The organism is Pseudomonas sp. QS1027 (assembly GCF_002814235.1).
Lineage (GTDB): Bacteria > Pseudomonadota > Gammaproteobacteria > Pseudomonadales > Pseudomonadaceae > Aquipseudomonas.
In genome coordinates this window covers 69,153-86,994 of the sequence record NZ_PHSU01000042.1, presented here as the reverse complement: position 1 = coordinate 86,994, position 17,842 = coordinate 69,153, and the positions used below count along the sequence as shown (strand labels likewise).

Annotated in this window: 18 protein-coding genes and 1 pseudogene; 6 read left to right on the top strand and 13 right to left on the bottom strand. The window is 61.0% G+C overall.

Annotation, left to right across the window (positions count from 1 at the left end):
• Positions 1-101: 101 nt before the first annotated feature.
• Complete coding sequence (locus tag CWE01_RS31675) at positions 102-2,207, top strand: molybdopterin oxidoreductase family protein (protein ID WP_100944489.1); 2,106 nt, start codon at positions 102-104, stop codon at positions 2,205-2,207.
• Positions 2,208-2,304: 97 nt separating this feature from the next.
• On the top strand, positions 2,305-2,646 hold the full coding sequence (grxD, locus tag CWE01_RS31670) for a Grx4 family monothiol glutaredoxin (RefSeq protein WP_100944488.1): 342 nt from the start codon (positions 2,305-2,307) through the stop codon (positions 2,644-2,646).
• 124 nt (positions 2,647-2,770) lie between these two features.
• Here grxD and bfr read toward each other — a convergent pair whose 3' ends face one another.
• Both bfr and CWE01_RS31660 read right to left on the bottom strand, forming a co-directional pair.
• Entirely contained in the window at positions 2,771-3,241 is a 471-nt protein-coding gene (bfr, locus tag CWE01_RS31665) for a bacterioferritin (protein WP_100944487.1), read from the bottom strand.
• Positions 3,242-3,441: 200 nt separating this feature from the next.
• Entirely contained in the window at positions 3,442-3,660 is a 219-nt protein-coding gene (locus CWE01_RS31660; protein ID WP_100944486.1) for a bacterioferritin-associated ferredoxin, read from the bottom strand.
• A 289-nt stretch (positions 3,661-3,949) separates the two neighbouring features.
• Here CWE01_RS31660 and CWE01_RS31655 point away from each other — a divergent pair, with 289 nt between their 5' ends.
• Entirely contained in the window at positions 3,950-4,552 is a 603-nt protein-coding gene (locus CWE01_RS31655; RefSeq protein WP_100944485.1) for a peroxiredoxin, read from the top strand.
• An 84-nt stretch (positions 4,553-4,636) separates the two neighbouring features.
• Here CWE01_RS31655 and rnt read toward each other — a convergent pair whose 3' ends face one another.
• Positions 4,637-5,314 (bottom strand): ribonuclease T, encoded by a 678-nt coding sequence (gene rnt / locus CWE01_RS31650; protein WP_100944484.1) that lies wholly within the window; start codon positions 5,312-5,314, stop codon positions 4,637-4,639.
• Entirely contained in the window at positions 5,311-6,357 is a 1,047-nt protein-coding gene (gene pyrC / locus CWE01_RS31645; RefSeq protein WP_100944483.1) for a dihydroorotase, read from the bottom strand. The genes rnt and pyrC overlap by 4 nt, the downstream gene beginning before the upstream one ends.
• A gap of 158 nt (positions 6,358-6,515) precedes the next feature.
• Here pyrC and CWE01_RS31640 point away from each other — a divergent pair, with 158 nt between their 5' ends.
• The gene (locus tag CWE01_RS31640) at positions 6,516-7,439 is read left to right on the top strand and encodes an OmpA family protein (protein WP_100944482.1); all 924 of its coding nucleotides are present in this window, start codon (positions 6,516-6,518) and stop codon (positions 7,437-7,439) included.
• A 129-nt stretch (positions 7,440-7,568) separates the two neighbouring features.
• Positions 7,569-8,786, top strand: coding sequence for an argininosuccinate synthase (locus CWE01_RS31635; RefSeq protein WP_100944481.1), 1,218 nt, complete (start codon positions 7,569-7,571; stop codon positions 8,784-8,786).
• Between the two features lie 64 nt (positions 8,787-8,850).
• On the opposite strand, the gene CWE01_RS31630 is transcribed toward CWE01_RS31635, so the two are convergent.
• Positions 8,851-9,387, bottom strand: coding sequence for a hypothetical protein (locus tag CWE01_RS31630; RefSeq protein ID WP_100944480.1), 537 nt, complete (start codon positions 9,385-9,387; stop codon positions 8,851-8,853).
• Positions 9,388-10,294: 907 nt separating this feature from the next.
• Between CWE01_RS31630 and CWE01_RS31625 the strand changes: the two genes are divergently transcribed.
• Positions 10,295-10,921, top strand: a complete 627-nt coding sequence (locus tag CWE01_RS31625) for a response regulator transcription factor (RefSeq protein ID WP_040070340.1) — start codon at positions 10,295-10,297, stop codon at positions 10,919-10,921.
• Positions 10,922-11,108: 187 nt separating this feature from the next.
• Here CWE01_RS31625 and CWE01_RS31620 read toward each other — a convergent pair whose 3' ends face one another.
• The 8 genes and pseudogenes from CWE01_RS31620 to metG all read right to left on the bottom strand — a co-directional run bounded on the left by CWE01_RS31620 (position 11,109) and on the right by metG (position 17,800).
• Positions 11,109-11,288 carry a PA3496 family putative envelope integrity protein gene (locus CWE01_RS31620; protein WP_100944479.1) on the bottom strand — a complete coding sequence of 60 codons (180 nt, stop codon included), beginning with the start codon at positions 11,286-11,288 and terminating at the stop codon, positions 11,109-11,111.
• Positions 11,289-11,395: 107 nt separating this feature from the next.
• Complete coding sequence (nth, locus tag CWE01_RS31615; protein WP_100944478.1) at positions 11,396-12,034, bottom strand: endonuclease III; 639 nt, start codon at positions 12,032-12,034, stop codon at positions 11,396-11,398.
• Positions 12,031-12,654 carry an Rnf-Nqr domain containing protein gene (locus tag CWE01_RS31610; protein WP_100944477.1) on the bottom strand — a complete coding sequence of 208 codons (624 nt, stop codon included), beginning with the start codon at positions 12,652-12,654 and terminating at the stop codon, positions 12,031-12,033. Before CWE01_RS31610 ends, nth begins: the two co-directional genes overlap by 4 nt.
• A complete protein-coding gene (locus CWE01_RS31605) occupies positions 12,647-13,246 on the bottom strand; it encodes an RnfABCDGE type electron transport complex subunit G (RefSeq protein ID WP_100944476.1) in 600 nt (199 codons plus the stop codon). Before CWE01_RS31605 ends, CWE01_RS31610 begins: the two co-directional genes overlap by 8 nt.
• The gene (locus tag CWE01_RS31600; protein WP_100944475.1) at positions 13,243-14,235 is read right to left on the bottom strand and encodes an RnfABCDGE type electron transport complex subunit D; all 993 of its coding nucleotides are present in this window, start codon (positions 14,233-14,235) and stop codon (positions 13,243-13,245) included. The genes CWE01_RS31605 and CWE01_RS31600 overlap by 4 nt, the downstream gene beginning before the upstream one ends.
• Positions 14,228-15,052 (bottom strand): annotated as a pseudogene (rsxB, locus tag CWE01_RS31595) (electron transport complex subunit RsxB); the annotation flags it as partial. The gene CWE01_RS31600 and the pseudogene rsxB, both read right to left, overlap by 8 nt.
• Positions 15,049-15,636, bottom strand: a complete 588-nt coding sequence (locus CWE01_RS31590) for an Rnf-Nqr domain containing protein (protein WP_100944562.1) — start codon at positions 15,634-15,636, stop codon at positions 15,049-15,051. The pseudogene rsxB and the gene CWE01_RS31590, both read right to left, overlap by 4 nt.
• A gap of 112 nt (positions 15,637-15,748) precedes the next feature.
• Complete coding sequence (gene metG, locus CWE01_RS31585) at positions 15,749-17,800, bottom strand: methionine--tRNA ligase (RefSeq protein ID WP_100944473.1); 2,052 nt, start codon at positions 17,798-17,800, stop codon at positions 15,749-15,751.
• Positions 17,801-17,842: the final 42 nt, after the last annotated feature.

Sequence of the window (17,842 nt, the reverse complement as noted above, 5' to 3'; positions counted from 1 at the left end):
CGATTCACAAGACGAACGTCGCTGGCATGCTGCCCGGCGTGGGGCCATAGTTTTGTTCTCGCAACCGATCCGGGTTGCCTTGAACAAAACAGAGACTGGCCATGACCAAGACTCTCCATCACCGTGCCTGCCACCTGTGTGAGGCCATTTGCGGCCTGACCATCGAAACCACCGCCAGCGAAGAGGCGGTGCTGATCACCTCGATCAAGGGCGATCCGCTGGATACCTTCAGTCGTGGGCATATCTGCCCCAAGGCAGTGGCGCTGCAGGATATCCAGAACGACCCGGATCGCCTGCGCCAGCCGATGCGTCGGGTGGGCACTGAATGGTTGCCGATCGAGTGGGATGAGGCCTTTGCCCTGGTGGCCGAGCGCCTGTCGGCGATCCAGGCCCGACATGGCCAGAATGCCGTGGCGATCTATCAGGGCAACCCCAGCGTGCACAACTATGGGTTGATGACCCACAGCAACTACTTTCTCGGCCTGCTGAAAACCCGCAATCGCTTTTCCGCGACCTCCGTCGATCAATTGCCGCACCACCTGAGCAGTCACCTGATGTACGGCCATGGCCTGTTGCTGCCGATTCCGGACATCGACCACACCGATTTCATGCTGATCCTGGGCGGCAATCCCCTGGCCTCCAACGGCAGTATCATGACCGTGCCGGATGTGGAGAAACGCCTGAAGGCGATCCAGGCCCGGGGCGGCAAGGTCGTGGTGGTCGATCCCCGCCGTAGCGAGACGGCGGCCATGGCCGACCAGCACCTGTTCGTTCGCCCGGGCGGTGATGCAGCCTTGCTCTTCGGTCTGCTCAACACCCTGTTCGCCGAAGGGCTGACGCGTGCCAGTCATCTGCCGGTGGACGGCCTCGACGAGGTACGCCAGGCCGTGGCCGGTTTCAGCGCCGAATCCATGAGCCCGCTGTGCGCGGTGCCGGCGGCGCAGATCCGCCAGTTGGCGCGGGACTTCGCCGCGGCGGACAAGGCGGTCTGTTATGGGCGGATGGGTGTCTCGACCCAGTCGTTCGGCACCCTGTGCCACTGGCTGGTGCAGTTGATCAACCTGGTGACCGGCAATCTCGATCGGGTCGGCGGGGCCTTGTGCACGGAGCCTGCGGTGGACCTGGTGGCCTCGACCTCCGGCGGCCATTTCAACCGCTGGCAAAGCCGGGTGTCCGGGTTGCCGGAATACAGTGGTGAGCTACCGGTGTCGGCCCTGGCCGAGGAAATGCTCAGCGAAGGGGAAGGGCAGGTGCGGGCGCTGGTGACGATTGCCGGCAACCCGGTGCTGTCCACGCCCAATGGCCGGCAACTGGAGCAGGCGCTGGACGGCCTGGAGTTCATGGTCAGTATCGACCTGTACATCAACGAGACCACCCGTTATGCCGACCTGATCCTGCCGTCGACCTCGGCCCTGGAAAACGATCACTACGACACCACGTTCAATATGTTCGCGGTGCGTAACGTCAGTCGTTTCAACAAGGCGATCCTGGCCAAGCCCGTGGGCGCGTTGCACGACTGGGAGATTTTTGTCGGCCTGGCCAAGGCGTTTTCCAGCCTGACCGGCCAGGTGCTCAAGCCGACCATGGCCCCGGCGCAGATGATCGACATGGGCTTGCGCATGGGGCTGTATGGCGATGCTTCACCGCACCAGCTGTCGCTCAAGACCCTGGAAGACTTTCCCCATGGCGTCGATCTCGGTGCGCTCAAGCCCAACCTGGCGTCACGTCTCAAGACGCCCGGGCAACGGGTCCAGGCGGCGCCGGCGGTGATCCTCGCGGACCTCGCCCGCTTCGCCGCGCAACAGGCACCGCCAGTCGGGGAGTTGCTGATGATCGGTCGCCGGCATGTGCGTAGCAATAATTCCTGGATGCACAATTATCACCGGTTGGTGAAGGGCAAGCCGCGCCATCAATTGTTGATGCACCCCGATGACCTGGCCAGCCGCAGCCTCGAGGATGGCCAGCGGGTGCAGGTCCGTTCGCGGGTCGGCATGATCGAAGTGGAGGTGCTCGCCAGCCTGGAGATGATGCCCGGCGTGGTCAGCCTGCCCCATGGCTGGGGGCATGCGCGGCCCGGGGTGAGGATGGGCATTGCCAGCGGCCAGCCGGGCTCCAGCGCCAACGACCTGACCGATGAGCGCCACCTGGATATGTTGTCGGGCAATGCGGCGTTGAATGGCGTGCCGGTCACCGTGGCGGCCGCCTGATGGCGGATGTCGGGGAGACCGAGCACCACGCTTGGCTTTCCGTTACAATGCCTCACCGTGCCGACAACAGAGTCGGAAAGTTCAGAAGAGGTGCCTTGTGGATATCATCGAAACGATTAAAGAGCAGATTGCCAACAACACCGTTCTGCTTTACATGAAAGGCTCGCCGAATGCTCCACAGTGCGGCTTTTCCGCCAAGGCCGCGCAGGCCGTGATGGGTTGTGGCGAGAAGTTCGCTTACGTGGACATCCTGCAGAATCCGGAAATCCGCGCCAACCTGCCGAAGTACGCCAACTGGCCGACGTTCCCACAACTGTGGGTCGGTGGTGAGCTGGTCGGCGGCAGCGACATCATGGCGGAAATGTTCGCCAACGGTGAGTTGCAGACCCTGGTCAAGGAAGCAGCGACCAAAGCGGCAGCGGCCAAGACCGAAGCCTGAGTCGATTGCACAGAACCCTGCAGGAGCCGGCAAGCCGGCTCCTGCAGGGGGGGGTGTTTATTCGGCACCCGTAAAAAAGCCCCGCACTCTGAACAAGAGTGCGGGGCTTTTTAATGGGCGCTGTTTATTCGCCCATTTGCGACTGCAGGTAGTTCTCGAGACCGACTTTGTCGATCAGGCCCAGTTGGGTTTCCAGCCAGTCGATATGTTCTTCCTCGGATTCGAGGATATCTTCCAGCAGTTCGCGGCTGCCGAAGTCGCCTGTGGCTTCACAGTGGGCAATGGCGGCTTTCAGGTCGGCATGACCGGTGCGTTCGATACGCAGGTCACACTCGAGCATTTCCTTGGTGTGTTCGCCGATGTGCAGCTTGCCCAGGTCCTGCACGTTCGGCAGGCCCTCAAGGAACAGGATGCGCTTGATCAGCTTGTCCGCGTGTTTCATCTCGTCGATGGACTCGTGGTACTCGTGCTTGCCCAGCTTGTTCAGGCCCCAATCTTCATACATGCGTGCGTGCAGGAAGTATTGGTTGATCGCGACCAGCTCATTGGCAAGGATCTTGTTGAGATGCTGGATGACCGTGATATCGCCTTTCATGGTAGGGACCTGTCCTGTAGTAACTGACTATAAGACGGAGTTTGATCCCGGCAACTTCGAGTGTCAAACCTAAGTTATTGAATCATATATGAAAATTAATCGGAATAAGAATGTTTGTGTTCCGCGTCTTAGTCCTAAGCAATTGAATTGCAGGCATAAAAAAACCGGACACGGGGTCCGGTTCTTTGGGAATGGGTTCTTTACGCGGCCGAAAATTCTACCGGGTAGGGGATCGCCGCCTGCTGGCTTTGCAGCTCGGTCAGGGTTTCGCGCACCACTTGCTTGGCGAGGCACGCACATTTGCCGCATTGGCTGGCCACGCCGGTGGCTTGTCGCACTTCGCGATAGCTGCAGCAACCGTCATAAATCGCTTCGCGGATTTGCCCATCGGTGACGCCAGTGCAGAGGCAGACATACATAAGGTGAGAACCATCGCTGATTAAGGCTCGATTGCGCTGGATCTTAATGTTAACGAGAATGATTGTCAAAGTGCTTTCGGTAAAGCTTTTGTCAACGGACTGCTTGTCTGACGAATGGTGTCACCGTCGTGGCGGGCGAGTTTGTAAAAAGCGTTGGGGACAGTCGAAAAACGCGGTGTATGATGGTCGGTCCTTAAGGAAGGTAGGTCACGTCACAGTCCTGTCGTCTGCTTATGGCAGGCTGGGCTTTGACCTCAGTTCTTCACCGCATCACACCAGGAGATATCCAATGAGCGTACTCGTAGGCAAACAAGCCCCCGACTTCACCGTCCCTGCCGTACTGGGCAATGGCGAAATCGTTGAAAGCTTCACCCTGTCCTCGGCCATCAAAGGCAAATACGGCCTGGTGTTCTTCTACCCGCTGGACTTCACCTTCGTCTGCCCGTCCGAGCTGATCGCCCTGGACCACCGCATGGACGATTTCAAGGCACGTAACGTTGAAGTCGTGGCCGTTTCGATCGACTCGCACTTCACCCACAACGCCTGGCGCAACACTGCCATCAACGACGGCGGCATCGGCAAAGTCAAATACACCATGGCTGCCGACATGAAGCACGACATCGCCAAGGCCTACGACGTTGAGTCCGAAGGCGGCGTGGCATTCCGTGGCGCGTTCCTGATCGACGACAAGGGCGTTGTCCGCTCGCAGATCATCAACGACCTGCCGCTGGGCCGTAACATGGAAGAACTGATTCGTCTGGTCGACGCCCTGCAATTCCACGAAGAGCACGGCGAAGTCTGCCCGGCCAACTGGAAAAAAGGCGACAAGGGCATGGACGCTTCGCCAGAAGGCGTTGCCAAGTACCTGACCGAGCACGCCGGCAAGCTGTAAGCGCCTGGCTTCACGCGTCACCCATAAAAAAACCGGTCTTCATGACCGGTTTTTTTATGGGCGGGGATTTTTTCGTCGACCCAATCAGTCGTTGTAGTCTTCCCAGCCGCCCATCTGCTTCCAGCGGTTGACGATGCCGCAGAACAGATCGGCGGTCTTCTCGGTGTCGTAGCGGGCCGAGTGGGCTTCACGTCCGTCGAAGTCGATATCGGCTGCCTGGCAGGCCTTGGCCAATACGGTCTGGCCGTAGGCGAGGCCGGCGAGAGTGGCGGTGTCGAAGCTGGAGAACGGATGGAACGGGTTGCGCTTCATGTCCAGCCGCGCCACGGCGGCGTTGAGGAAGCCCAGGTCGAAGCTGCTGTTGTGACCGACCAGGATCGCGCGTTTGCAACCGTTGGCCTTCAGGGCCTTGCGCACACCACGGAAAATGTCGGTCAGCGCGCTTTCTTCGCTGACGGCCATGCGCAGTGGGTGATCGAGCTTGATCCCGGTGAATTCCAGGGCAGCGGCTTCGATATTGGCGCCTTCGAACGGTTCGACGCGGAAGAAGTAGGTGTGCTCCGGGAACACAAAGCCTTTTTCGTCCATGCCGATGGTGGTCGCGGCGATTTCCAGCAGGGCGTCGGTGGCAGCGTTGAAACCGCCGGTCTCGACATCGACGACAACCGGCAGGTAGCCACGAAAGCGTGCGGCCATCGGGTGCCGGGAGCCGGTACCGCCGCCATTGCCTTCTTGTTCGTCGTCGAAATGCTCTTCACTCACAGCGTTTTCTCCAGCAGGCGCCAGCGCAGTTTTTCACCGGCGCGCAGCGGGATGACTGACAGCTCGCCGAATGGCAGGCTGGTCGGGGCGGTCCATTCTTCACGGACCAGGGTGATCTGTTCGGTGTTCGCCGGCAGTCCGTAGAAACGCGGGCCATGCAGGCTGGCGAAACCTTCGAGCTTGTCCAGCGCGTTGCGCTGTTCGAAGGCTTCGGCATACAACTCGATCGCGGCATAGGCGGTGTAGCAACCGGCGCAACCGCAAGCGGCTTCCTTGGCGTGCTGGGCGTGGGGCGCCGAGTCGGTGCCGAGGAAAAACTTCGGATTACCGCTGGTTGCCGCCGTCAGCAGGGCTTCCTGGTGCGTGCCGCGCTTGAGGATCGGCAGGCAGTAGAAATGTGGCCGGATACCGCCCACCAGCATGTGGTTGCGGTTGTACAGCAGGTGATGGGCGGTGATGGTCGCGCCGACGTTGGCCGAGGCCTCGCTGACGAACTGCACCGCATCCGCCGTGGTGATGTGTTCGAACACCACCTTCAGGCTCGGGAAACGTTCGACGACGCGGCGCATATGCTCGTCGATGAACAGCTTCTCGCGGTCGAACACGTCGACCTCGCCACGGGTGACTTCACCATGGATCAACAGCGGCATGCCGACGTCGGCCATGACTTCCAGGACCGGGAAAATCGTGTCGATGCTGGTGACGCCGGAGTCCGAGTTGGTGGTCGCACCGGCCGGGTAGAGCTTGGCGGCGTGGACGAAACCACTGGCCTTGGCGGCACGGATGTCCTCGGGCTGGGTCCGGTCGGTGAGGTAGAGCACCATCAACGGTTCGAAGCGGCTGCCGGCCGGGCGCGCAGCGAGAATGCGCTGGCGATAGGCGTCGGCTTCCTCGGCGTTGCGCACCGGTGGCACCAGGTTTGGCATGATGATGGCGCGGCCGAAGGTGCGCGCAACATCCGCGACAGTGTGGGGTAACGCAGCACCATCGCGAAGATGAATATGCCAGTCGTCGGGACGCAGCAGGGTCAGGCGGTCGGACATTGGGGATTCCAGGCGGGTCGAACTGAAGGGAATGCTACCGGAAAAGACGGCCTCAGGCACTCGCTATCAAGTTTTGCCACGGCCAACCGATACCACAGAGGTAGGGCGTGGAATCGGCATGCCTGTCTTGACGATGTAGACATTCAGTGGAGCCTCCCGTGCGCCAGCGTTATTTAGCCTTGCTCAGTATGTTCGCCAGCCTGCCCGCCATGGCCATGACTTTCCAGACCCGTCTGGAGAGCATCGAGTGGAAGGTGGAGGGGGACAAGTTCGAGTGCCGGTTGAGCCAGCCGATCACCGACTTCGGTGCCGGTGAGTTCGTGCGCCGGGCCGGCGAGCAGGTGACCTTTCGCCTGAAATCCTACAACCACGTACTTGGCGGCGGTTCGGCGACCTTGCTCGCCGCCGCGGCGCCGTGGCAGCCGGGGCGTGGCGACATCAACCTGGGCTCGGTGCAGATCGGCAGTGGCGATGTGTTGTTCAACAGTTCCCAGGGCCAGGCCGGACGCCTGGTCAGTGGCCTGATGGAGGGGCGCAGTCCATTGGTTCGCCACTATTCGCGAGACGGTGGCGTTTCGGAAGTCCGCCTGCTGCCGGTGAAGTTCAGCAAGGCCTACAGCGACTATCAGGAGTGCACCGCGAAATTGCTGCCGAAGAATTTCGAGCAGGTGAAGCAGGCGCAGATCGGTTTTCCCGGTACTGGCGTCGACCTCGATGCCCAGGCCAAGGCCGAGTTGCAGGTGATGCTTGATTTCATCAAGGCCGACCCGACCGTCAACCATATCGAACTCGACGGGCATTCCGACAATGCCGGCAATCGCCTGGCCAACCGTGACCTGTCGCGCCGTCGGGCGCTGGCGGTGATGGACTTCTTCAAGGCCAACGGCATCCCCGAATCGGAAATCGTCATGCGCTTTCATGGCGAACGTTATCCCCTGGTGCCGAACACCAGTGCGGCCAATCGGGCGAAGAACCGCCGGGTCAATATCCATCTGGAGCGTGTCCCGGTCGCCGAGAAGTCCGCGCCGGCACCGGCTCCCGCGCCTACCGCCAATGCGGCGAGTGCTGCGAAGACCTCCTGAAGCGGCTGTTTTCGTCGCCGCCTCGACATTATCTGTCGCTTTGCCGTCCTAAGCTGTCGCGCCTCTGTAAATCCACCGGTTTGAGCGTTAGAATCGACGCCTTTCCGTACAACCCCGTGGAGTGATGGCATGGCCGACGTAAACAAGGTCGTTCTGGCGTATTCCGGCGGCCTGGACACTTCGGTGATCCTCAAGTGGCTGCAGGATACTTATAACTGTGAAGTGGTGACGTTCACCGCTGACCTGGGTCAGGGCGAAGAGGTCGAACCTGCACGTGCCAAGGCGCAAGCCATGGGCGTGAAAGAGATCTATATCGACGACCTGCGCGAAGAATTCGTGCGCGATTTCGTGTTCCCGATGTTCCGTGCCAATACCGTCTACGAAGGCGAGTACCTGCTGGGTACCTCCATTGCGCGTCCGCTGATCGCCAAGCGCCTGATCGAGATCGCCAACGAAACCGGCGCTGACGCCATTTCCCACGGCGCTACCGGCAAGGGCAACGACCAGGTCCGTTTCGAACTGGGTGCCTACGCCCTCAAGCCCGGCGTGAAAGTCATCGCTCCGTGGCGTGAATGGGACCTGCTGTCCCGTGAAAAGCTGATGGATTACGCTGAAAAGCACAACATCCCGATCGAGCGTCACGGCAAGAAAAAATCCCCGTACTCGATGGACGCCAACCTGCTGCACATCTCCTATGAAGGCGGCGTGCTGGAAGACACCTGGACCGAGCACGAAGAAGACATGTGGCGTTGGACCGTCTCCCCGGAGAACGCGCCTGACAAGCCGCAGTACCTGGAACTGACCTACCGCAACGGCGATATCGTCGCGCTGGACGGCGTCGAAATGACCCCGGCCACCGTGCTGGCGACCCTGAACCGTATCGGTGGCGAACACGGTATCGGTCGTCTCGACATCGTCGAGAACCGCTATGTGGGCATGAAGTCCCGCGGCTGCTACGAAACCCCAGGCGGCACCATCATGCTGCGCGCGCACCGGGCGATCGAGTCGATCACCCTGGACCGCGAAGTCGCTCACCTGAAAGACGAGCTGATGCCCAAGTACGCCAGCCTGATCTACACCGGCTACTGGTGGAGCCCTGAGCGCCTGATGCTGCAGCAGATGATCGATGCGTCCCAGGCCCACGTGAATGGTGTGGTTCGCCTGAAACTGTACAAGGGCAACGTCATCGTCACCGGCCGCAAGTCCGATGAGTCGCTGTTCGATGCCAACATCGCCACCTTCGAAGAAGACGGCGGTGCCTACAACCAGGCCGACGCGGCCGGCTTCATCAAGCTCAACGCACTGCGCATGCGCATTGCGGCGAACAAAGGCCGTCGCTTGTTCTGATCGGTTGTTGCCCTGAAAAGCCCTGGCCTGTTGGCCGGGGCTTTTTTTTGCCGTCGGGACGGCATTATTCATCCCGATTGTCGCTGCGGTGATTGAGTTCGAAACGGTAGTTTTTCCCGAGTTCGCAGACCTGGCGTACGGTCAGGTCGAGTTTTTGTGCGATTTCGATGGCGGTGTAGCCGAGCGCGCAATAGTGCATGGCGTGTCCGGCAATCGCATCCTGGGCGAACTCGGCGGTGGCGGAGTGCGATGCCCGGTATTTTCGAGTGAGGTGCAGCGCGCGGCTCTGGACGATCTTCAGACCGTTTTCCCGGGCCATGCGCTTTATCTCGTTCTTGTTCATCTTGAGCGAGTACTGCAGTGCGCAGATGCCTGCACCTTTGGTAATCAGCTCACGCAGCAGTTCGGTTTTGCGTGCTCGTTCCTCTTCCTCCGACGCCGGGGAGTGATCGCCGGTGTCCGGCGGTGCCTGCTCGCAGACCGGGCCTTGCACGCGATCAATGGTGCCACCGCGTTTGAGGAAGTCGTCAATGGCCAGATCCAGGTCAAGATCCGGATGTTTGTGTGGGCTGAGATGCTTTTTGAATGTGTGGTCGTTCATTATATATGGCCTGCTCGTCCGAGTCGTAGGATAGACCTTTGCTAATGTCATTCGATGTTAGGAATTGAATAAACGATTGGGTGGTGTTCGAAGGTCTTGAAGTGAGTCAGCAAGTATCGAGTTTGCAGCCCGCCAGGAAAGGATCAAACCACAGGGGGTTGCTTTCGGGCGGTACTTGTAGAATTGAAGGTAAGCGTTCTTGGCGGGGTGTAGTCCATTTCCTGTTCTTTTTATCGGTTGTGGATTGGCGTTTTTTTAAGTGTGAGGTTTTGCTGCTGTTAACGTTGAGGGTCGGGCGGTATGGAAGTTGAACGACTCAAGGCAGGTTGTGTAGGCGCTTGCGAAGGGCGCGTGCAAGTTATCAAATGTTTCTGGCGACTGGGCATCAGGATAAACATCTTTTTGATAATGCCGTCCTTACTTATGTGTATACCGGGCGGCTTTATGGCGGTTTTCCCGAGCGCCGCCCCGTGCGGCCGTTGGGCATGGGGGCGCCCGGCGCCAGGTCGCCGGTCCGGGCGACGAGCACGTGGCGCGGCCCGGGCTTGGGCTGGCCGCGCGGGGACGGATTATTTCTTGTTGCAGAAATCCATTAGACACACCATCGCCTTGCGTTCTAATGTTTGAAACCGGCAAAACGAAGCGAGATGATCTCCTTCTACTGGAGGCCATAATAAAACTCCAGCGGGGTGGGTGTTTATCCTGGATTGTATGGCGCCTGGACGACTGGCTGTCTTCCGAGGCGTTGCACTTTTTATGATAGTGCTTTTTTTGTAGGGCAAATCTCTGTTGTTTGTAGGGAATGTCTTTGGCTGGTACTGCCCGGTGGAGGCGCTATGCCCAGGAGGGTATGACTAGGCTATTGTGCTGACTCTGAAAATTCGAACAGCGAAAATTGGACTTGCCCATGAATAAAGTGCTGATCGTGGATGATCATCCCGTCATTCGTCTTGCTGTACGTATGCTGATGGAACGTCATGGCTACGAAGTCATTGCGGAGACGGATAACGGTGTAGATGCTTTACAGTTGGCGCGGGAACATGCGCCGGACATTGTTATACTCGATATCGGGATCCCCAAACTGGACGGGCTGGAAGTCATTGCCCGTTTAACGTCTATGGGACTTTCTTTCAAAGTTCTGGTGTTGACCTCGCAGGCTCCCGGGCATTTCTCCATGCGCTGCATGCAGGCCGGTGCCGCCGGTTATGTGTGCAAGCAGCAGGACCTGACTGAAATGCTCAGTGCCATCAAGGCGGTGTTGTCCGGCTACAGCTATTTCCCCAACCAGGCGTTGCACACCGTGCGCTCCAGCCTGGGGAATGCCAGTGAGGCCGATATGGTCAATCGGCTTTCCGGCCGTGAAATGATGGTGTTGCAGCAATTGGCCAGAGGGAAGAGCAACAAGGAAATTGCCGATGGCATGTTTTTGAGCAACAAGACCGTCAGTACCTACAAAACGCGTTTATTGCTCAAACTCAATGCCCGCTCGCTGGTTGACCTGATCGAGCTGGCGCAGCGCAACGGCCTGGTTTAACGGCCGGTATCTGGCAGAGGACGCTTGAAGGAGGGGGAAGGCAGCAGGGACGACAAGGAAAACCCCTGGTATTCAGCCGGCAGGAGAGGGCCGGCGGTGTGGCATCGATGATGCCCCGTGTGAACAACGACACCTCTACAAACCGAAAAGCCTCCGCAAAGGAGGCTTTTGAGTGGGCGCATGTTAATTACAAATCAAAATCATAATCTGCCAATTGCCTTTTCAGGCGGCGCTCTTCCAGCAGGTTATCGATGGTGCGGCGCTTGCTGAGGTTGGTTTTTGCGACCTCGACCACGGGCTCGCTGTCCTCGGTTTCGGCAGCGATGAAGTCGTCTTCTACGTCCAATTGCTCTTTGTCGGTGCTCATAAACATAACTCCGGGCTAAGACTGCCGTTGGCGCCCCTTATATCGATAAATGCCGGCCCGGTAAAAAAGATTTTTTCAATCGGCTCATCAATAAAACCAATAGCGGCTCAATCGTCCGAGGTCTTGTCCTTGTAATCGCACAGGTCTTCGATCCGGCAACTGCCACAACGCGGTTTGCGCGCCTGACAGACGTAGCGCCCGTGGAGGATCAACCAGTGGTGGGCGTCGAGCAGGTAGGGCTTGGGTACAAACTTCATCAATTGCTTCTCGACCGCCACCACATCCTTGCCCGGCGCCAGGCCGGTGCGGTTGCTGACCCGGAAAATATGTGTGTCGACGGCCATGGTCAGCTGTCGGAACGCGGTGTTGAGTACCACGTTGGCGGTCTTGCGGCCGACGCCGGGCAGGGCTTCCAGGGCTTCGCGGGTTTGCGGCACTTCGCCGCCGTGGTTTTCCATCAGCAGGCGGCAGGTCTCGATCACGTTTTTGGCCTTGCTGTTGAACAGGCCGATGGTCTTGATATAGGCCGACAAGCCTTCGACCCCGAGGGCGTGGATGGCTTGTGGGGTATTGGCCACGGGATAGAGCTTGGCGGTCGCCTTGTTCACGCTGACGTCGGTGGCCTGGGCGGAGAGAATCACCGCGATCAACAGTTCAAAGGGGCTCGAGTAGGCCAGTTCGGTCTTGGGATCGGGATTGTCTTCGTGGAATCTGCGAAAGATCTCCAGGCGTTTGGCGGCGTTCATGGGGCGATGGATTCCTTTGAAATTGAGGTTGAGCCCGGCTGGGCTGGCCGGCGCTGGCTCCAGGCCTGTCTGGCGGCCAGCAGCAGGCCCAGGAGGATAAAGGCCCCCGGCGTCAGGCTGGCCAGGTGCAGTCCGTCCTGGATGGCCCACAGGCGTGGCAGCTCGCTTGCGCTCGGGACCAGCCAGCGTAAATGATCCAGCACTGTGCCGTTACCCAGCAGTTCCCGCAGTGCACCCATGAGCAGCAGGCCAACCCCGAGGCTGGCGAGCAAGGTGGCGCTGGTCGCCAGGTGACGGCGCTCGAATGCCCCCAGGCGTTCCAATAGCAGGCATTGCAGGCTGATCAGGGCCGGATAGATGCCCAGGGCCTGGTGCAGTTCCCAGGCCCAGGCCTGAAGACCGAGCGACAGGCAACTGACCAGGGTGGCGGCGAGCAGGATGCCGCTCAGCCCGGCCAGCCCCGGGTGAATCCAGGGCTTGAGGGCCCGGCTCAGCAGGCCATAGGCGCTGATCGCGATCAGGCTCAAGAGCCCGATCGAGAGCGCCTTGAGCAGCGAGTCGCTGGCACCGAGCAACGGCGTCAGGACCAGCGTTCCCCGGAGCATTGCGGGCCTATTCATGGGCGGCTGTTCCCATGAGTGGCGCCAGGTGTTCATCGAAGTAGCGCAGGGCATCATGAATGGCGTCGACGGCGGCGCGGGAGGTGATCGTGGCGCCGGCGATCTGGTCGAATTGCCCGCCATCCGTTTTCAGCTTCCAGTCGCTATCGGGGGTATCCGCGCGGGACTTGCCCAGCCACTGCTGCCACCAGAGATTGCCCTGGTCGGCGATTTTGGCCCCCAGCCCGGGTGTTTCCGAGTGCGACAGGGTCTTGATCCCGAGCAGCCTGCCGTTGGCGCCAATCCCGATCATCAGGTCAAGCGGGCCGCCGTAGCCCTGGGTCCGACTTTGCAGGACAACCGCTGCCGGTTGTCCGTCCTTGAGCATCAGGGCACCGCTGATCAGCAGGCTGTGGGGTTGCTGCGGGACCTCCAGCAGTAGCGGGCGGTTCTGGTATTGCCCCGGCGGCAGAACGTCGAGCAGCCGGCGGTTTTCAATCGCCTCGCGTTGCTCCTGGACCCGCGGCCGCGCCTGTTGCTGCGCCTGCCAGGTCAGGCCGATCCCCAGTCCGGCCAGGGCCAGCAGGATAAGTACCGAGGCGGTTCTGTTCACGTTGTCGGTTCCTCCACACTGCTGGCTGCCAGGCGTTCCAGGGACGGCACCGCGAGGTTCATCAACAGCACGGCAAAGGCCACGCCATCCGGGTAGCCGCCCCAGGTGCGGATCACGTAGGTCAGCGTACCGACTCCGACACCGAACAGCAGGCGCGCCCTGGGGCTTCTGGCGCCGGAGACCGGCTCGGTGACGATGAAAAATGCACCGAGCATGGTCGCGCCCGTCAGCAAGTGAAACAGCGGCGAGCCGTGGGAGTCCGAGCCGGAACCATTCCAGAACAGCAGGCTGAGGATAAACAGGCTGCCCAGCATCCCCACCGGCGCATGCCAGCTGAAGACTTTTTGCCTGAGCAGAAAGGCACCTCCGGCGAGAAAGGCCAGGTTGACCCATTCGCTGCCCTTGCCACCGAAATGTCCGAACGCGGGGTTGCCGGCGAAGAGCTCGTCCAGGGTCAGGCTTTTGTTGATATGCAGGGTGTCGAGCGCAGTGGCCTGGACCCAGGCGTCCGGTTGCCCGTCGAGATGCAGGCCGAATACGGCTTGCAGGCCGCCGAGCAGGTCCAGGCCATGGTTGACCGACCAATGGGTCATGGCGCCGGGAAAGCTGACGAGGACCAGGGCGTAACCGAGCATGGCCGGATTGAATGGATTTTTCCCCACTCCGCCATACAGGTGTTTGCCCAACAGCAAGGCGCTGGCCGCCGCCGTGACGGTCAACCACCAGGGGCAATAGGGTGGCAGGGCGATGGCCAGCAGGGCGGCGCTGACCAGGGCGCTGCCGTCCATCAACGCGGGGCGTAGCGGACGCCGTCGCAAACCCAGGGCCAGCGCTTCGGCTGCCAGCGCGCTGGCGCCGGCCAGCAGCAGATTGATCAGGATGGCCCAACCGCTGAGCCAGAGCAGCATCGCGATCCCTGGCAAGGTGGCGAGCAACACCCACTGCATGGCCTGGCGGGTGCGTTCGTCCGGTGTTTCAAGGGGCCGCATGGGCTTCCTCGGCGCTGCGCAGGGCCTGTTCCGCCGCCTCGAATTGCTGTTGCAGCAGCACCAGTTGCGCGGCCTGTTCGGCAATCGGTGGGTGACCGAAGGCTTTCAACGATTTGTTCAACTGCGCCCGGCTCATGGCCAGATTGATCTTGGCTTTTTTCAGCGCCGCATCGGCGGCCTCGGCTTTCTGCGCCTTGATCCGTGCAATCGCATCCTGCACCGGATTGGTCGCAACGGGCTCGGGCTGCGCGGCACGTTGTGTGCGGGCCAGGCGTTCGGCCTGCTTGCGTTGTTCTTCGGCGTGCAGCCGGGCATTACGGTTTTCGAAGCGCCGGCGGGCGCGATTGCGTTTCTCCGTGCGTGCCTGTCGCTCTTCGGCGCTGTTGGCCAGGCCGCCAACGACGGGGACGACCTGGGCGATGGGCAGCGGGTGCATCTCGATACAATCCACCGGGCACGGCGCCACGCAGAGGTCGCAGCCGGTGCACTCGTCGACGATCACGCTGTGCATCCACTTGGCCGCGCCGACAATGGCATCCACCGGGCAGGCCTGGATGCACTTGGTGCAGCCGATGCACTCGGCCTCGCGGATAAACGCGACCTGGGCCGGGGCGCTGCCGCGTTCCGGGTCCAGCAGCAGGACCGGCACGTGCAGCAGTTCGGCCAGGGCGGCAATGGTTTCGCCACCACCCGGTGGGCATTTGTTGATCGCTTCGCCCTGGGCGATGCCTTCGGCGTAGGGCTTGCAGCCCGGGTGCCCGCACTTGCCGCATTGGGTTTGCGGCAGCAGGGCATCGATACGTTGAATCAGGCTCATGGTTTGACCAATGCAGTGAAACCGAGGAAAGCCACGCCCATCAAACCGGCGCCGATCAGCTCGATCGGCAGGCCGCGAAAGGGCAGCGGGACCGCCTCGTGGAAAGTGCGCTGGCGCAGGTCGCTGAACAGGCTCAGGACCAGCCAGAATCCCAGCCCGGCACCCAGGCTGGTGACGAGCGCCCGGGCCAGTCCCTGGTCATCGGCGGCGTTGAGCAGGCTCAGGCCGAGGATCCCGGCATTGCCCAGCAGCAGCGCCGTGAGTCCGGCGAACGGCAGGCGTGGCAGGCAGCGTGCAAGCAGGGTCAGGAGCGGTCCGATCAGCAATACGCTGGTGGGCAGGAAGACGAACAGCTTGAAGGCTTCCAGGCCCCGCGGCAGCAGCACATAGTGGTAGAGGCTGTGGCTGATCAGCGTGGTGACCAGCATCAGGGTGCTGGTGGCAATGCCCAGCGCATGGAGTGTCAGGCGTTCCCCGGCGGCGGTTGGCCTGGCTTGCAGCAGCGGATCGACGCCCAGCGGCCAGTGCAACACGAGGTTGTTGAGCAGGGCGGCGCTGAAAAGGGGGAATACAAGATCAATCATGGTCATGCCGGGTTAGCGAACAGCGCTGATTATCCGGCAAGGAGGGACTGCGTACCAGTTTTGCGACATCGCGGGCCATGATTGCACATGGCCCGCGAGCAGGGGCGGGTGGTTACTTGATCCGCTGGCCTGGCTTGGCGCCGGTGTCCGGGCTCAGCAGGTAGATTTCCTCACCGCCAGGTCCGGCCGCCATCACCATGCCTTCGGAGATGCCGAAACGCATTTTCCGTGGCTTGAGGTTGGCGATCATCATGGTCAGGCGACCTTCCAGCTCGGCCGGGTTCGGGTAGGCGCTCTTGATCCCGGAGAACACGTTGCGTTGCTCATCGCCGATGTCCAGGGTCAGGCGCAGCAGCTTGTCCGCGCCCTCGACGGCTTCGGCCTTGAGAATCAGCGCGACGCGCAGGTCGATGGCGGCGAAGGCATCGAAGTCGATTTCCGCTGACAGCGGGTCCTTGGCCAGCTCGCCGTTGCCTTGCGGGGCGGCGCTGCCGGTGTCGGTCTGGCTGGCGGTGAGGTCTTCTTTCGAGGCGTCGGTCATGGCTTGCACTTTCACCGGGTCGATACGGGTCATCAAGGGCTTGAACTCGTTCAACTGATGGTTGGCGAGCAAGGTGGCGTGATCGTTCCAGGTCAGCGGCGCGACATTCAGGAACGCCTCGGCATCCGCGGCCAGCAGCGGCAGTACCGGCTTGAGGAAGATGATCAACTGGCGGAACAGGTTGATACCCAGGGCGCAGACGGCCTGGACTTCATCCTGCTTGCCTTCCTGCTTGGCCAGGGACCAGGGCGCCTTGTCGGCGATCCAGGCGTTGGCGCGGTCGGCCAGACCCATGATTTCGCGCATGGCCCGGGCGAAATCCCGTGCCTCGTAGGCCTCGGCGATGCTCGGGGTGGCGGCCAGGAAGGCGTCGGTCAGTTCCGGTGCGGCGTTGCCGGCCACCAGCACGCCGGCATTGCCCTTGTGGATAAACCCGGCGCAACGGCTGGCGATGTTGACCACCTTGCCGACCAGGTCCGAGTTGACCTTCTGCACGAAGTCATCCAGGTTCAGGTCGAGGTCGTCGACGCCTTTGCCCAGCTTGGCCGCGTAGTAGTAACGCAGGTATTCCGGGGACAGGTGGTCCAGGTAGGTACGGGCCTTGATAAAGGTGCCGCGGGACTTGGACATTTTCTGGCCGTTGACGGTCAGGTAGCCGTGCACGTTGATCCCGGTCGGCTTGCGGTAGCCCGCGCCTTCGAGCATCGCCGGCCAGAACAGGGCGTGGAAGTTGACGATGTCCTTGCCGATGAAGTGGTACAGCTCGGCCGTGGAGTCCTTGCCCCAGAACGCGTCGAAGTCCAGTTCCGGACGCCGTGCGCAGAGGTTCTTGAAGCTGGCCATGTAGCCGATCGGTGCGTCCAGCCAGACGTAGAAATACTTGCCCGGTTCATCCGGGATCTCGAAGCCGAAATACGGCGCATCGCGGGAGATGTCCCACTGTTGCAGGCCGGCATCCAGCCATTCGGCGATCTTGTTCGCCACGGCGTCCTGCAGGGTGCCGCTACGGGTCCAGGTTTGCAGCATGGCCTGGAAGTCCGGCAGCTTGAAGAAGAAGTGCTGGGAGTCCTTGAGTACCGGCGTGGCCCCGGAAATCGCCGATTTCGGGTCTTTCAGGTCGGTCGGTGCGTAGGTGGCGCCGCATTTCTCGCAGTTGTCGCCGTACTGGTCTTCGGTGCCGCATTTCGGACAGGTGCCCTTGATGAAGCGGTCGGCCAGGAACATCTGCTTTTCCGGGTCGAAATACTGGGTGATCGAACGCGTGGCGATATGCCCGGCGTCGCGCAGGCGCAGGTAGATCTGATTGGACAGTTCGCGGTTTTCCTCGGCGTGGGTCGAATGGAAATTATCGAACTCCACGAGGAAATCGGCGAAGTCGCCGCTGTGCTCGACCTGGACGTTGGCGATCAACTGCTCCGGGGTGATGCCTTCCTTCTCGGCGCGCAACATGATGGCCGAGCCGTGGGCGTCGTCAGCGCAGACGTAGATGCATTGATTGCCGCGGTGCTTCTGGAAACGCACCCACATGTCCGTCTGGACATACTCGACCATGTGGCCAAGGTGAATGGAACCATTGGCATAGGGCAGGGCGCTGGTGACGAGGATCTGGCGTGGCTCGGACATGGGGCTCGGCTACTTGAAGTGAAACGGAGATCGGCCACTATA